This window comes from Frigidibacter albus (assembly GCF_009908165.1).
In the GTDB taxonomy this organism is placed as follows: domain Bacteria; phylum Pseudomonadota; class Alphaproteobacteria; order Rhodobacterales; family Rhodobacteraceae; genus Frigidibacter; species Frigidibacter albus.
On the sequence record NZ_JAAAUC010000004.1, the window covers coordinates 250,924 to 265,484 of the forward strand.

Annotated in this window: 15 protein-coding genes; 3 read left to right on the forward strand and 12 right to left on the reverse strand. The window is 67.7% G+C overall.

Features of this window, described 5'->3' with window-relative positions; translation table 11 throughout:
- Positions 1 to 24: 24 nt before the first annotated feature.
- From GVY41_RS08125 to GVY41_RS08140, 4 genes are read right to left on the reverse strand one after another with little or no spacing between them, the layout of a single operon-like run.
- A complete protein-coding gene (locus GVY41_RS08125) occupies positions 25 to 309 on the reverse strand; it encodes a DUF2484 family protein (RefSeq protein WP_161345139.1) in 285 nt (94 codons plus the stop codon).
- Positions 309 to 1,727: a UDP-N-acetylmuramate--L-alanine ligase gene (gene murC, locus GVY41_RS08130; protein ID WP_161345137.1), complete on the reverse strand. Its 1,419-nt coding sequence runs from the start codon at positions 1,725 to 1,727 to the stop codon at positions 309 to 311. Before murC ends, GVY41_RS08125 begins: the two co-directional genes overlap by 1 nt.
- Positions 1,724 to 2,848, reverse strand: a complete 1,125-nt coding sequence (locus GVY41_RS08135; RefSeq protein WP_161345135.1) for a UDP-N-acetylglucosamine--N-acetylmuramyl-(pentapeptide) pyrophosphoryl-undecaprenol N-acetylglucosamine transferase — start codon at positions 2,846 to 2,848, stop codon at positions 1,724 to 1,726. The genes murC and GVY41_RS08135 overlap by 4 nt, the downstream gene beginning before the upstream one ends.
- Position 2,849: 1 nt before the next feature.
- On the reverse strand, positions 2,850 to 4,016 hold the full coding sequence (locus tag GVY41_RS08140) for a peptidoglycan glycosyltransferase FtsW (RefSeq protein WP_161345133.1): 1,167 nt from the start codon (positions 4,014 to 4,016) through the stop codon (positions 2,850 to 2,852).
- Between the two features lie 187 nt (positions 4,017 to 4,203).
- Between GVY41_RS08140 and GVY41_RS08145 the strand changes: the two genes are divergently transcribed.
- Positions 4,204 to 5,136: an L-lactate dehydrogenase gene (locus GVY41_RS08145; protein WP_229725994.1), complete on the forward strand. Its 933-nt coding sequence runs from the start codon at positions 4,204 to 4,206 to the stop codon at positions 5,134 to 5,136.
- 3 nt (positions 5,137 to 5,139) lie between these two features.
- On the opposite strand, the gene GVY41_RS08150 is transcribed toward GVY41_RS08145, so the two are convergent.
- Positions 5,140 to 5,748, reverse strand: coding sequence for a DinB family protein (locus tag GVY41_RS08150; RefSeq protein ID WP_237422075.1), 609 nt, complete (start codon positions 5,746 to 5,748; stop codon positions 5,140 to 5,142).
- 117 nt (positions 5,749 to 5,865) lie between these two features.
- The gene (locus GVY41_RS08155) at positions 5,866 to 6,468 is read right to left on the reverse strand and encodes a TetR/AcrR family transcriptional regulator (protein ID WP_161345129.1); all 603 of its coding nucleotides are present in this window, start codon (positions 6,466 to 6,468) and stop codon (positions 5,866 to 5,868) included.
- A 120-nt stretch (positions 6,469 to 6,588) separates the two neighbouring features.
- Here GVY41_RS08155 and GVY41_RS08160 point away from each other — a divergent pair, with 120 nt between their 5' ends.
- Positions 6,589 to 7,521 (forward strand): alpha/beta hydrolase family protein, encoded by a 933-nt coding sequence (locus tag GVY41_RS08160; protein ID WP_161345127.1) that lies wholly within the window; start codon positions 6,589 to 6,591, stop codon positions 7,519 to 7,521.
- An 83-nt stretch (positions 7,522 to 7,604) separates the two neighbouring features.
- Here the strand turns inward: GVY41_RS08160 and GVY41_RS08165 are convergent, their stop codons facing one another.
- The 6 genes from GVY41_RS08165 to epmA all read right to left on the reverse strand — a co-directional run bounded on the left by GVY41_RS08165 (position 7,605) and on the right by epmA (position 13,888).
- On the reverse strand, positions 7,605 to 8,345 hold the full coding sequence (locus GVY41_RS08165; RefSeq protein WP_161345125.1) for a YebC/PmpR family DNA-binding transcriptional regulator: 741 nt from the start codon (positions 8,343 to 8,345) through the stop codon (positions 7,605 to 7,607).
- A gap of 364 nt (positions 8,346 to 8,709) precedes the next feature.
- The gene (locus GVY41_RS08170) at positions 8,710 to 9,198 is read right to left on the reverse strand and encodes a hypothetical protein (RefSeq protein ID WP_161345123.1); all 489 of its coding nucleotides are present in this window, start codon (positions 9,196 to 9,198) and stop codon (positions 8,710 to 8,712) included.
- An 85-nt stretch (positions 9,199 to 9,283) separates the two neighbouring features.
- Complete coding sequence (locus GVY41_RS08175; protein ID WP_161345121.1) at positions 9,284 to 9,661, reverse strand: hypothetical protein; 378 nt, start codon at positions 9,659 to 9,661, stop codon at positions 9,284 to 9,286.
- Between the two features lie 14 nt (positions 9,662 to 9,675).
- Positions 9,676 to 11,454 (reverse strand): SLC13 family permease, encoded by a 1,779-nt coding sequence (locus GVY41_RS08180; protein WP_161345119.1) that lies wholly within the window; start codon positions 11,452 to 11,454, stop codon positions 9,676 to 9,678.
- Positions 11,455 to 11,632: 178 nt separating this feature from the next.
- The gene (locus GVY41_RS08185) at positions 11,633 to 12,445 is read right to left on the reverse strand and encodes a TIGR00282 family metallophosphoesterase (RefSeq protein WP_161345117.1); all 813 of its coding nucleotides are present in this window, start codon (positions 12,443 to 12,445) and stop codon (positions 11,633 to 11,635) included.
- A gap of 396 nt (positions 12,446 to 12,841) precedes the next feature.
- Positions 12,842 to 13,888, reverse strand: coding sequence for an EF-P lysine aminoacylase EpmA (gene epmA / locus GVY41_RS08190; RefSeq protein ID WP_161345115.1), 1,047 nt, complete (start codon positions 13,886 to 13,888; stop codon positions 12,842 to 12,844).
- Positions 13,889 to 13,992: 104 nt separating this feature from the next.
- On the opposite strand from epmA, the gene efp reads away from it, so the two are divergent.
- Entirely contained in the window at positions 13,993 to 14,559 is a 567-nt protein-coding gene (gene efp / locus GVY41_RS08195; protein ID WP_161345113.1) for an elongation factor P, read from the forward strand.
- The last annotated feature ends 2 nt before the right edge of the window (positions 14,560 to 14,561 follow it).

Below are 14,561 nucleotides of genomic sequence, written 5' to 3' on the forward strand. Positions count from 1 at the left end.
AAGCTGATCCAGAAAGGGGCGGGCTCACTCGGCAGGGTCGGACAGGCCCTTGTTGCCCCGCCCCTGCCCCGGATGCAACAGCGCCCGTCCCAGCGTCAGCGGCGGCCAGCGCAGCATCGCCGCGCCGAGCCCCAGCAGGATCAGCCCCCAGACCGGACCCACCTGCCAGGTGACATAGCCCAGGATCGGCACCCCCAGCAGCACCAGCGCATACCCGGCCGCGCGGCGGCGGCGATCCGCGACCAGCAGCGGCACATTCGCGGCCAGCATCCAGATCAGCACCAGCGCAAGGCAGGTCGCAATCGCCATCAGGCCGCCCCCGCAAGCCGCGCCGGCAGCGCATTGGCCCAGGCCGAGATGGTGCCGGCGCCAAGGCAGACCACGATATCGCCCGGCCGCGCCTGTTCGCGCACCAGCCGTTCCAGATCCTCCTCGGACAGGATGGCGCGGGCGTGGCGATGGCCGTGGGCGATCAGGCCGGCCACAAGGTCATCGCGGCTGGCGCCGGGGATCGGCTCTTCGCCCGCGGCATAGACCTCGGCGATGGCGACCACATCGGCATCGTTGAAACAGGTGCAGAAATCCTCGAACAGCGCATGCAGGCGGGTGTAGCGATGCGGCTGATGCACCGCGATCACCCGCGCGCCGGGGTTGGAGCCGACGGCCTGCCGCGCCGCCTTCAGCACCGCGGCAATCTCCACCGGGTGGTGGCCGTAATCGTCGATGATGGTGACGCCGCCCAGAACCTCGCCGACCTTGGTGAAGCGCCGGTTGACGCCGCCGAAGCTGGCCAGCGCCGTGCGGATCTCGTCCTTCTTGATCCCCAGATGCCGGGCCACGGCCACCGCCGCCAGCGCGTTCGACACGTTGTGATCCCCCGGCATCGGCAGGCTGCAGCCCTCGATCACCTGATCCTCGTTCTGCAGCGCAATGTCGAAATGCGCCACCCCCGCCTCATAGCGCAGGTTCACCGCGCGTACGTCGGCCTGCGCGTTGAAGCCGAAGGTCACGATGCGGCGGTCGGCGACGCGGCCCACCAGTGCCTGAACCTCGGCATGGTCGGTGCAGCAGACGGCCAGGCCGTAGAAGGGAATGTTGGTGACGAAATCGTAGAAGCCTTTGCGCAGCGCATCGAAGCTGCCCCAATGCTCCATATGCTCGGGGTCGATATTGGTGACGATGGCGATGGTGGCGGGCAGGCGGTTGAAACTGCCGTCGCTCTCATCCGCCTCGACCACCATCCACTCGCCAGCCCCGGCCCGCGCGTTCGATCCATAGGCATGGATGACGCCGCCGTTGATCACGGTCGGGTCCATCCCGCCCTTGTCCAGCAGCGCGGCGACCATCGTCGTGGTCGTGGTCTTGCCATGGGTGCCGGCGATGGCGATGTTGGACCGCAGGCGCATCAGCTCCGCCAGCATCTCGGCCCGGCGCACCACCGGCAGCTTGCGCAGCCGCGCCTCGACCAGTTCGGGGTTGTCGGGGCGGATCGCGGAGGAGACGACCACCACCGCGGCATCGGCCACATTCTCGCGCCGCTGGCCCTCGAAGAAGGTGGCGCCAAGGCCCACCAAACGTTCGGTGATCTTGCTGGCCTTCAGGTCCGATCCCTGCACCCGGTAGCCCAGAGTCATCAGCACTTCGGCAATGCCCGACATGCCGATACCGCCGATCCCGACAAAGTGGATCGGCCCGAGTTCTCCGGGAAGTTTGGTGGCAGCATTCATGTCTGGGCTTTCTTGTTCGTGGTCGTGGCGACGGTCTCGACCAGCGCGGCCAGCCGCTCTGCCGCGTCGGGAATGCCGCAGGACATCGCGGCCCGCGCCATTTGCTGCGCTGCGGCGGGATTGTCCAGCACCAGTGCCACCTGTTCCGCAAGGGAAGCCGGGGTCGCGCGGGACTCGGGCACCAGAATGGCCGCCCCGGCCTCGACCAGCCCGCGGGCATTGGCGGTCTGATGATCGCCCGCCGCCGCGGCGAAGGGGATCAGGATCGACGGGCGCCCGACCACCGAGATGTCGGCGACGGAAGAGGCGCCGGAGCGCGAGATCACCAGCTGCGCCTCGGACAGGCGGCGGGGGATGTCGGTGAAGAAGGGCTGCACGTCGGCGTCGATGCCGGCCTCGGCATAGGCGGCGGTGACCCGCGCCATATCCTCGGCCCGGGCCTGATGCGAGACGCGCAGGCGGCTGCGCAGAGGATCGGGGAGCGAGGCCAGCGCCGCGGGCACCATGTCGGACAGGATCCGCGCGCCCTGGCTGCCGCCGATGGCCAGCACGCTGAGCGGATAATCCCCGGGTGGAATGTAGGGCGCGCCGGCGCGCTCCAGCACCGCCGCGCGCACCGGATTGCCGGTGGGGGTGCCGGCGACGCCCTCGGGCAGGTCGGTCGGCCAGGTGCCGCAGGCAAAGGCATCGACACGGGTGGCGAAGATGCGGTTGACCTTGCCCAATACCCCGTTCTGTTCATGGATCATCCGCGGCAAGCGTAGCAGCACCGCCGCCGCCAGCGCCGGGATCGACGGGTAGCCGCCAAAGCCCACCACCACCGCCGGCCGGTCGCGCCGCATCTCGCGCACCGCCGCCAAGACCCCAGCCCCGATCTTCAGGGGCGTGCCGACCTTGGCCAGCACCCCGCCCCGCGCGAAGGTGGCCGAGGCGACCTGCTGGATCTGCACCGCCCCCGGAAAGCCGCCCGCATAGCGCGCGCCGCGGTCATCGGTGGACAGCGTCACCCGCCAGCCGCGCGCCAGCATCGCCTCGGCCAGGGCCTGCGCGGGGAACATATGCCCGCCGGTGCCCCCGGCCGCGATCAGCAGCAGGGGCGGTGTCGTGGCGGCGCGGGCCATGTCACCGGCCCCGCTTGATCAGAAGATCACCGATCTGCCCCTGCGGGCGCGACCTTGTCAGCGCCAGCAGCATCCCCACGGCAATGCCCGAGGCGATGACGGACGAGCCGCCATAGCTGACGAAGGGCAGCGTCATGCCCTTGGCCGGCAACAGCCGCACGGCAACGCCCATATTGATCATCGCCTGCACGCCAAAGGCGGCGGCAAGCCCCGCCCCGGCCAGCCGGGTGAAGGGATCGCGCTCGCGCATCAGCCGGAAGAAGCTGCGCACCACCACCAGCGAGTAGAGCGCGATGATCGCCAGCACCAGGATCAGCCCGTACTCCTCGGCCGCGACGGCGATGATGAAGTCGGTATGGGCATCGGGCAGCGACCATTTCACCTGGCCCTCGCCCACGCCGACGCCGAAGAAGCCGCCCTCCTGAATGGCGTTCGTCGCATAGCCAAGCTGGGTGCGCGGGTCGATCTCGGCCGACAGGAACCCGTCGATCCGCCGGGCAAAGTGCTCGGACGCATTATAGGCGCCAAGGCCGCCGACCACGGCCAGCCCGACGATCACCATCAGCAGGAAGAACGGCGCGCCGCCGATGAAATAGACCACGCCCCAGGAAAACAGCACGAGGCAGGCCTGCCCGAAATCGGGCTGCAGCGCGAGGAACATGACCACGACCAGCGCGATGACGAAGCTGTAGATCCGCCCCGGAGGCCCGTTCACCTCTTGCGCCGCGGCCATCAGCCAGGCCGCCAGCACCACGAAACCGGGCTTGAGGAACTCCGACGGCTGCACCGAGCCGAAGCCCAGGCTGAACCAGCGCACCGCGCCCTTGCCGAAATCGGTGCCGAAGAACGGCAGCCCCATCAGCGCCACGAAAGACACGAGGAACCCCAGCACCCCGATCCGCCGCACCTGCGAGGGCGACATCATCGAGACCGCCAGCATCACCAGCAGCGCGATGAAGCCGAACAGCGCCTGCCGCTCCACATAGTAGAACGGATGCAGCCCGTTCTTCTCGGCCAGCGGCGGCGAGGCGGCAAGCCCCAGCAGCAGCCCGATGCCGAACAGCAACAGGACCGAGGACAGGGACCATTTGTCGATTGTGCGCCACCAGCGCGGAAGGACGGGTTCGCCCACTCGCGCCGGCATGGTGCCGAAGACCATTTCCGTCATGGATTTACCGCTTTCACTGCCTCAGGGTCGCCCGTTTGCCGGGTCTGCCACCGAGTCTAGCGAAAATCGGCCCGCCACGCCAGCGGAAGATGGCACGGGCATGGCAACATCGCGGCAGCGTGAAAGGGGGCGTATCGCTGCGGCCCCGCATCTGTCAGGCTGCGGTTGCAGCAGGCAGGAGGCAGCGATGAAGGTGGGAATCGTCGGCGCGGGCATGGTCGGATCGGCGGCGGGCTATGCGCTGGCGCTGACGGGACATGCCAGCCATGTGGTGCTGGTGGATCGCAACGCCGCGCTGGCGCAGGCGCAGGCCGAGGATATTGCCCATGCGGTGCCCTTCGCCTCGGCCTGCGTGGTGGAGGCCGGGGACTATCCGGCGCTGGCCGGGGCCGGCGTGGTGATCCTCGCTGCCGGGGTGGCGCAGCAACCGGGAGAGACGCGGCTGGAACTTCTGGGCCGCAATGCCGAGGTCTTCGCCGAGGTGGTGGCCGCGGTGCGAAGCGCTGCGCCGGACGCAATCCTGCTCATCGCCTCCAACCCCGTCGATGTGATGACACAGGCGGCGACGCGGATGTCGGGCCTGCCGCCGGGGCGGGTGATCGGGTCGGGGACCATCCTCGATACCGCGCGCTTCCGCTCGCTTCTGGCCCGGCATCTGGGCATCGCGCCGCAATCGGTGCATGCACTGGTGCTGGGGGAGCATGGCGACAGCGAAGTTCTGGCCTGGTCCACCGCCCGCGCCGGATCGGTGCCGATCGGTGCTTTCGCCGATCAGATGGGCCGGCCGCTGACCGAAGCCGCCCGCGCCGCGATTGATGAGGGGGTGCGCCGCGCCGCCTACCGGATCATCGCCGGCAAGGGCGCCACCTGGTATGGCATCGGCGCCGGGCTCGCCCGGATCGTGCGCGCCATTGCCGCCGATCAGCGCGACGTGCTGACCGTGTCGATGCTGACACCCGAGGTGCTGGGGGTGCGGGATGTGGCGCTGTCCCTGCCCCGCGTCGTGGGCGCGGCGGGGGTGCTGGCGGATCTGCATCCCGAGTTGACGGCCGAGGAAAGCGAGGGCCTCGCCGCCTCTGCCCGGCTGCTGAAGGACAGCGCCACCTCGCTGGGGTTCTGAGCGCTACCGCAGGATCCAACGCTCATCGCGGCCGAGCGACGCAAGATCTTGGGCCCGCGCCGCCGCATCGTCGGCCATGATGAACTCGTCAAGCTGCGGCGGCGGCACCGCGGTTCCGGCCAGCATGGCATGAACCTGCCCGCGATGGTGCTGGTCGTGCAAGAACAGATGCAGCAGCGTATCGCCTAGGGTTTCCAGCTGCACCCGCCCCGGCCGGTGGATCTGCACGATGGTTGCCAGATCCTGAGGCACCAGCACCTCGGCCCGGTCCAGCAGCCGCAGATCCAGCTTTTCCTGCGCCGCCAGCCAGTCATCCGGAGTGGCGCAGGCGTCCACCCCCGCCTCCAGGGCATCGGTCCAGACGCCGCCCTCCATTGCCATCAGATAGAACTCATCGACCAGCAGCACATGCGCCAGCGTTTCGCGCAAGGAAGGGAAGAACGACACCCGCGGCGCCTGCCACTCGGCAGCAGGCAGCGGGCAATGGCCGCGTGCAGGCGGCGATTGGCCAGCAGGGCATTGCGGGCCATCTGGCGATAGGGGCGGCAGATATCCATGCCGCAGGGGACCACGGGCGCCCCCGGCGGTCAACTCCGGCGATGCGGACCCCATACTGAACCCGTATGTATATCATACATACGATCTGCCGCACGCGCCTCGCCTGCCCCCATCTTCTTTGCAAAAATATCCCGGGGGGAGACGCCGCAGGCGGCGGGGGGCAGCGCCCCCCTACGCGCCGGCCCCGAAGCGCAGCCCGTCGATCAGCAGGCCCAGCATCCGGCCGGTATGCCCGTCGCCCTCATGCCGCGGCGGCACCGACAGGTTTCCAAGCGCGCGCAGCAGGTCGAACGCCTCGACATCGCCGCGAATGTCGCCCGCTTCGGCAGCGGACCTCAGAAGCCCCGCCAAAGCCGGGGCCAGCCGGCTCTCGAAATAGGCCGGCAGCGGCGCGAAGGCCGGGTCGCGGGAATGCAGCGCCTTGGAGAGGCCGGCCTTGGTGGCGATGAACCCGGTGTAGAGCGTCAGCCAGCGCCGCAGCGCCTCCAGCGGTGGATGCTCGGCGGCGAGAGCCCCTGCCGCCTCGGCGCAGGTATCCACCTCATGCCGGAACACCGCCGCCACCAGATCGGCCCGGCCGGGAAAGCGCCGGTAGAGCGTGGCGACCCCGACCCCGGCCGCGGCCGCGATGTCGCGCACTGGCGCATCGACGCCCTGCGCGGCGAAGACGGCCTTGGCCGCGGCCAGCAGCGCATCCTCGTTGCGGCGGGCATCGGCGCGCATCGGGCGGTCCTCGCCGGCGCCCTGCCCGGCCGGATTTTTCTCCGCCTCCATCGTGCAGCCCCTTGCAAGCGGAACAATGATCCGCTTATATCCATCAAGCGGAACAAAGATCCGCTTCATCCGTCTAGCCGGTCCGCCCCCGGACCGCCACCCTTTTTGCAGGACATTCCGATGACACACCCCACCCCCGGGGCACAGTTGCCCGCGCGCGCCGTCCTCTCTGTCGCGCCGATCCTGCTGCCCGCCCCCCGGCGCGGCACCGACATCGCGCTGCGCATCTCGGCGCCCGCCACCGGCAGCGACCTGCCGGTGATCCTGTTCTCGCATGGCCATGGCCAGTCGCTGCATGCCTATGGGCCGCTGGTGAACCATTGGGCGGCGCAGGGCTTTGCGGTGATCCAGCCGACGCATCTCGACTCGCGCCTGCTGGCGCTGGCATCGGACGATCCGCGCCGCCCCGAGATCTGGCGGTATCGGGAGCAGGATCTGGTGCAGATCCTGGACGCACTGGTGGCCATCGAGGACACTGTTCCGGCACTCCGCGGCCGGCTCGACCATGGCCGCATCGCCGTCGCGGGCCATTCCTGGGGCGCGCAGACCGCCAGCATGTTGCTGGGCGCCACCCATCCCGACCCGGCGGATGGAACGCCCGTGTCCCTCGTCGATCCGCGCGTGAAGGCCGGGGTGCTGATGGCGGTGCCCGGCAGCGGCGGCGCCAATCTCAGCCCCTTTGCGGCCGAGACCTTCCCGTTCATGAACCCCGACTTCGGGGCGATGACCCCGCCGGTGCTGATCGTGGCAGGCGATGCCGACAACGGCGCGATGACGGTGCGGGGCCCCGACTGGTGGCGCGAGGCCTATGACCTCGCCCCCGCCCCGAAGGCGCTGTTCACGGTTTTCGGCGGCGAGCACTCGCTGGGCGGCATCCCGAACTACGAGGCGCGCGAGACCACCGATGAAAGCCCCGCGCGGCTGGCCGCGGTACAGGCGGTGACGACCGCCTGGCTGCAATCGGCGCTTTATCCAGGGAACGCCGCATGGGCACAGGTTCGGGCCGCGCTGCCTGCGACCGCCGATCCGCAGGGGGATATCGAAGAAAAATAGGCCCGCAATCTCTTGCTGGCCCAAATATCCCCGGGGAGTCGCCGCAGGCGACGGGGGGCAGCGCCCCCCTCCCCGGCCAAAGATCAGAGCTGCGCCGCGACGTCCTCGGGGATGTCGAAGTTATGCGTCACCGCCTGCACATCGTCATCCTCTTCGAGCATGTCGATCAGCCGCATCAGCTTCTGCGCGGTTTCGAGATCGACCTCGGTGCGGGTCTGCGGCTTCCAGACCAGCTTGGATTCCGAGGACTCGCCCAGGATCGCCTCAAGTTTGTCCGACACGTCCGACAGCGCCTCGACCTGGCAATAGATCCAGTGGCCGTCATCGTCGCTTTCCACGTCATCGGCGCCCGCCTCCAGCGCCGCCATCATCACCGTGTCGGCGTCGCCGGTCGTCGCGGGATAGGTGATCTCGCCCACCCGGTCGAAGCTGTGCGAGACCGATCCGGTCTGGCCAAGGTTGCCGCCGCATTTGGTGAAATAGCTGCGCACGTTCGAGGCCGTGCGGTTCAGGTTGTCGGTCATCGCCTCGACGATGATCGCAATGCCGTTGACCCCGTAGCCTTCATAGCGGATTTCCGAATAGTCCTCGGCATCGCCGCCCATCGACTTCTTGATGGCCCGGTCGATCACGTCCTTGGGGCAGGAGACGGCCTTGGCCGCCTTCACCGCCAGCCGCAGGCGCGGGTTCTTGTCGGGATCGGGGTCGCCCATCTTGGCGGCCACGGTGATCTCTTTGGCCAGCTTCGAGAACAGCTTGGAGCGCAGCTTGTCCTGCCGCCCCTTGCGGTGCTGGATGTTCGCCCATTTTGAATGGCCTGCCATGACCTCTCCCGTCACTGTCTGGAAACACGCGCCTCTATAGGCCAGCGGGCGGGGGGGCCGCAAGGGAGGGGCGAGAGGGGGGCGTGGACGGCGGTTAAGCGGACGACTGTCAGCCCGCTCCCCATGGCGAAGGCCATCGCCTTCGCCATGCGGTGACATCGCAGTTTGCACCGGACGGGCCTCAAGGGCCCGGCCAGCGCCCGCCCCGCCCTCGGCGGGCGCTTCTCGCCCGCCAGGTCGGGCGCTGTCCTCATTCGGTTTCGTGTTGCAAGCGGCTCCGGGTGACATGTCCCGCAGCGGGCGGGGCGAGGCAGTGCCTCGCCTTTCCCCGCCCGAACGAAATGGTCCTTAAGTAGCTCATCGGTTATTTTTTCGAAATCCCCTCAATGATAGGCCCAATGTTTGAGATTAAAGCACCGCAGGATGCCACATCATTAGCCCACAGATCATTGCGCACAATAGTGGACAGGTCGTCCCCTGATTCAGCCAGATTTCGTAGGTATAAAGCAGAGAAACCATCTCGGTTATCTACGGCTAAGTTGACCGCTTCAGCGTCTGATTTTCCTTCTTGGACAGTCAGAAATATCACCGCAGCCTTCAGGAGGCCGTCTGAATTGTCTTCAGCGCGTGTGCGCAGGTCTTGTAGTCGTGACATTTCCAACGGTTCATCTGTTGATACAAGCGACGCTGCGATCACAGACCGAGAAGCGGCATAGAGCGCCGAACATCTTTGTAACTGATCGCCGATGTTATCGACGGTAAGATCGGGGAGTGGTGTCAGACTGCTCTGGGACATTGACTGTGTGGCCAAGCCAAACAGAAATGACATCGAAAGTGCCAGCGTGCGTTTCAAAACAAACTCCTGCAAAATCTATGTTTTTCTGTGGTTAAACCAATCTTGAATGATCTGCTCACTTATGGAGCATCCTACGCAGTGGCTAGTCCCGCTTCCATCCCGGCATCCGCGACTCCGGCGTCAGGAACTCCTGCGTCCGGCCGTCGGCCGAGATCACCGTGACCGTGGCCAGCGGCGCGACCAGATCGCCAAACACCGGCGCGAGGAAGCTCTGGCGCTGGATGCGCACGTCAAAGCGGGCGGGGTGCGGGCAGTCGGTAAACATGCCCTGCCCGCCCTCGACCTGCATTGCTGCCCGGCAGACCGCGCCGTCGGCGAACCAGACGGTGAGCTTTTGCGAGGTCAGCCCGATGCGGTCGGCGCGCACCGGCCAGGGGGCGGCGCTGAGGGCGGTGCCAAGCACCAGCGCCGGCAGCAAGGCCAGCGCAGCGGCGCGGAGGGGTCTGGAAATGCGGCGCATGGGTGTCATCCTTTTCACAGCGGCCACAGGAGCGGGATCAGCGCGCAGGCGACGAGCCCTGTCACGATGTTCAGCGGCAGGCCGAGGCGCATGTAATCGGTGAAGCGATACCCGCCCGGGCCATAGACCATCGTATTCGTCTGATACCCGATCGGCGTGGCAAAAGCCACAGAGGCCGAGAACATCACCGCCACCACGAAGGGCCGCGGGTCCATCCCCAGCGTCGCCGCCAGCTCGATGGCGATCGGGGTCAGGATCACGGCGACGGCGTTGTTCGACAGCAGTTCGGTCAGCGCCTGCCCCAGGAAATAGACGCACAGGATGGTCAGGAACGGCGAGAGCCCCATCAGCCAGGGCGCAACCGCATCGACGATCAGCGTGACCGCGCCGGAATGATCCAGCGCCGCGCCCACCGCCAGCATGGCGAAGATCAGCGCCAGCAACCGGCCGTCGATAAAGGAGAAGGCCTCATCCGCGTCGATGCATTGGGTGATGAGGATCACGGCCACGGCCACCGCGGCCAGCGCCAGGATCGGCGCCACCTCCAGCCCCGCCAGCACCACCACGGCGACCAGCGCGCCGACGGCAATGGGTGCGTTGCGGCGGCGGAAGGGCTTGGCGGTGGGGCGGCTGACATCCACCAGCTCCATGTCCATTGCAAGGCGCTGGATGTCTTCGGCGGCGCCTTCCAGCAGCAGCGTGTCGCCGACCCGCACCTCGAGATCATCGAGCTGGCGGCCGATATTCTGGTTGCGACGATGCGCGGCCAGCACATAGACGCCGTAGCGGCGGCGCAGGCGCAATTCCCCCAGCGTGCGGCCGATCATCCGGCAGCCGGGCGAGATCAGCACCTCGACCGTTTCGGTCTGCACCGAGCTCAGCTTGTCGACCAGCCGCAGGGTCTTGCTTTGCTGCAGGTCCAGAAGGTCGGCCATCTCGGTGCGCAGCACCACCCGGTCGCCCGCCGCCAGCACCGCGCTGGCCATGTCGCGCCGCAAGCTGGCATCGCCGCGCAGCACGTCGATGACCCGGATCCCCTCGCGCTTGAACAGCGGCACGTCGAGCACCGGCGTGCCGATCACGTCGCTGTCTTCGGGCACCGCGACCTCGGTGAAGTATTTCATCGCCCGCCGCCCGGCGAGCAGATCGCTCATCGACACCCGGTCGGGCAGCAGCTTGTCCGCGAACAGCGCCATGAACACCGCACCCGACAGGGCCACGGCGATCCCCAGCGGCGCGATTTCGAAGATCGAGAAATGCGCGAGCCCGCGGTCGCGCGCCACCCCGTCCACCAGCAGGTTGGTCGAGGTGCCGATCAGGGTCAGCATCCCGCCCATGATGGTAAAATAGCTCAGCGGCATCAACAGCTTGGACGGCGAGATCGACAGCTTGCGCGCGATCTGGATGACCACGGGGATCATCACCGCCACCACGGGGGTGTTGTTCATGAACCCGGACGCGACGACGACGAAGCCGAACAGCAGCACGATGGTCAGCTTGGGCCGGCTGCCCGCCTGCCGTTCGACCACCCGCGTCAGCCCATCGAGCGCGCCGGTGCGCACGAGGCCGCCCATGATCAGGAACATGAAGGCGATGGTCCAGGGCGCGGTGTTGGACAGCACCGCCACCGCGTCATTGTAGGGCAGCAGCCCGGTGACCAGCATCAGCGCCGCGCCGGCGATGGCGACCACCTCTGTCGGGAAGATCTCGGTCACGAACAGCACGAACATGCCTGACACGATGGCCAGCGCCAGAATGGCCGGGATCGGCGGGGACAGGGCGAGGTCGAACATTCGGGGGCACCTGAGGGGAAATTTCTCCCACCTTATGCGGCTTGCGCTGCATCCGCACAAGCGGCAGCAGGGCTGACATGCCGGCAAGGGCGGGCGCCGTTGCCGCGCCGCCCCGCAAAGCGGCGCCGGGCCGGAAAGCCGCGCGGAAATGCGGCTTTGGCGGCGCTCAAGGGTTTGCTTAGGGTCGGGCGTCCTGCAGCCGCCCGCCGACGCGGATCGGCGTCACGCGCTTGGCAAGGCCGGTGCGGTCATCCGTCACCACATAGACGCCCGACAAGGTGGCCTCGCCCGCTGCGGGGGTAAAGCGCTCGCGCGGCATCTGGGTGATGAAGCGGCGCATCGGCTCGGCCTTGTCCATGCCGATGACAGAGTTGTAATCGCCGCACATTCCGGCATCGGTCATGTAGGCGCTGCCAGCAGCCAGAAGCTGCGCATCGCCGGTGGGCACATGGGTATGGGTGCCGACGATCAGGCTGGCGCGGCCATCGCACCAATGGCCCATCGCCATCTTCTCGCTGGTCGCCTCGGCATGGATATCGACGATGCTCGCCTGCGCCAGCCCGCCGAGGGGGTGAGAGCGCAGGGCGGCGTCGATGGCCGAGAACGGGTCGTCGAAGGGTCGCTTCATGAACACCTGCCCCAGCACCTGCGCGACAAAGACCTTGCGCCCCTGGGTCGCGTTGAACAGCCGCGCGCCCTTGCCCGGCGCCTCGCGGGCATAGTTCAGCGGGCGCAGCACCCGCGGCTCCTGCTCGATGAACTGCATCATGTCCTTCTGGTCGAAGGAATGGTCACCCAGTGTGATGCAATCGGCCCCCGCAGCGAGGATCGCCTTGGCATGATCGCCGGTCAGGCCGACGCCGCTGCTGGCATTCTCGCCATTGACCACGACGAAATCGAGCCCCCACTCGGCACGCAGGGCCGGGAGCCGCTCGGTGATGGCCGCGCGCCCCGCGCGGCCCATGACATCGCCTAGGAAGAGGAGTTTCATGGGGTTGGATTAGGCCGGGGAAGGGGAAAGGGCAAGAGGGGGTGGGGGGGGAGGGCATGGCGGATATTTTCCTTGCCGCTTGGCGCCCAGCTCAGCCGCCCTCCTCCCCGCACCGCTTTCCTTGGCGAAGGCCATCGCCTTCGCCACGCGCGGACATACCCACCTGCACCGGACGGGCCTCAAAGGCCCGGCCAGCGCCCGCCCCGCCCCTGGCGGGCGCTTCTCGCCCGCCAGGTCGGGCGCTGGCCTCAATCGGTTTCGTGCTGCCGGTGGCTCTGGGTGCATTCGTCACGCACGGGCGGGGCGAGGCAGTGCCTCGCCTTTTTCCGCCTGAACCGAGCGGCCAGTTGTCTGCAAGCGCTCCAAGCGGAAACCTCTGCCTCAGCTGGTCAGAGATCACCCCGCCACCGGCGTCCAGATCACATCGTCGATCCGCGGCGCCCCCGTTGCCAGCATCACCAGCCGGTCGAACCCAAGCGCAATGCCGCTCGCCGCCGGCATCAGCGCCAGCGCCTCCAGAAACTCCTCGTCCAGCGGATAGCGCTCGCCATAGACCCGGTGCTTCTCGTCCATCTCCAGCCCGAAGCGGCGGCGCTGTTCCGCAGGGTTGGTGAGCTCGCCAAAGCCGTTCGCCAGCTCCACCCCGCAGGCGTAAAGCTCGAACCGCTCCGCCAGCCGTGCGTCCCCCGGCAAGGGCCGCGCCAGCGCCGCCTCGGCCGCGGGATAGCGGTCGAGGAAGGTCATCCGGCCAAGCCCCAGTTTGGGCTCCACCTTCTCCACCAGCACCCGCGACAGCATGTCGGACCAGGTGTCATCCGCCGCCGAGCGCAGCCCCGCCGCCGCCATCTGCGCCGCCAGCGCCGCCGCATCGGTGCTGCCATCCGCCGCCATCGTCGCCATCAGGTCGATGCCCGCAAACCGGGCGAACGCTTCCACCACCCCCAGCCGTTCGGGTTCCGCAAACGGATCGCAAGCCCGGTCCCGAAACCGCAACTCGCGCGAACCCGCCGCCTCCGCCGCCAGCCGCAGCATAGCCGCGCAATCGTCCATCAGCACCGCGTAAGGCTCGCCCACCCGGTACCATTCCAGCATGGTGAATTCCGGGCTGTGCAGCACGCCGCGCTCGCGGTTGCGCCAGACATGGGCGAAGGCGGCGATGCGCTCCTCCCCCGCCGCCAGCAGTTTCTTCATGGCAAATTCGGGCGAGGTGTGCAGATACATCGGCCGCGCCAGCCCGTCATTGCCGATCATCTGCGTCGCAAACCCGTGCAGATGCGCCTCGTTCCCCGGGCTGACCTGCAGCGCTGCGGGATCGACCTCAAGGAACCCCTCCCCCGCCAGCCAGCCACGCAGCGCCCCCTGGATGCGCCCCCGCGCCAGCAGCAGCGGGCGGCGATCGGCATGGACATGGGGCGTCCACCAGGGCGAGGCGGGTGTTGACATGGCTATCGGCTTTCGGCTGGAGATTTGGCGCGAAATGCGCTAGCTGCACCGGCAAACGCGCGCCTTCTACGACGCGGCGCAACCAGGAACAAGGAAGTCCCGACGTGAAAGTCATCGCCTCGACCCTGCGCAAGGGCAATGTCGTCGAGCTGGAAGACCGGCTCTACGTGGTTCTGACCGCGCAGAATTTCCACCCCGGCAAGGGCACGCCCGTCACCCAGGTCGACATGCGCCGCATTTCCGACGGGGTGAAGGTCTCGGAACGCTGGCGCACGACGGAACAGGTGGAACGGGCGCATGTCGATGAGCGGGACTATGATTTCCTCTATGAGGATAGCGAGGGCTTCCACTTCATGGAGCCGGTCTCCTACGATCAGGTGGCGGTCAGCCCCGATGTCGTCGGCGACCAGAAGGTGTACCTGACCGAAGGGCTGCGGGTGTCGCTGAAAACCTATCAGGGCATCGCCATCGCGCTGGAAGTGCCGCAGAAGCTGACGGTCGAGATCGCCGAGACCGAACCGGTGATGAAGGGCCAGACCGCGCAATCCTCCTACAAGCCGGCGATGACCACCAGCGGTCTGCGCGTCATGGTGCCGCCGCATATCAGCGCCGGCACGCGGGTGGTGATCAACACCGAGGACAACAGCTACCAGGAACGCGCCAAGGACTGAGG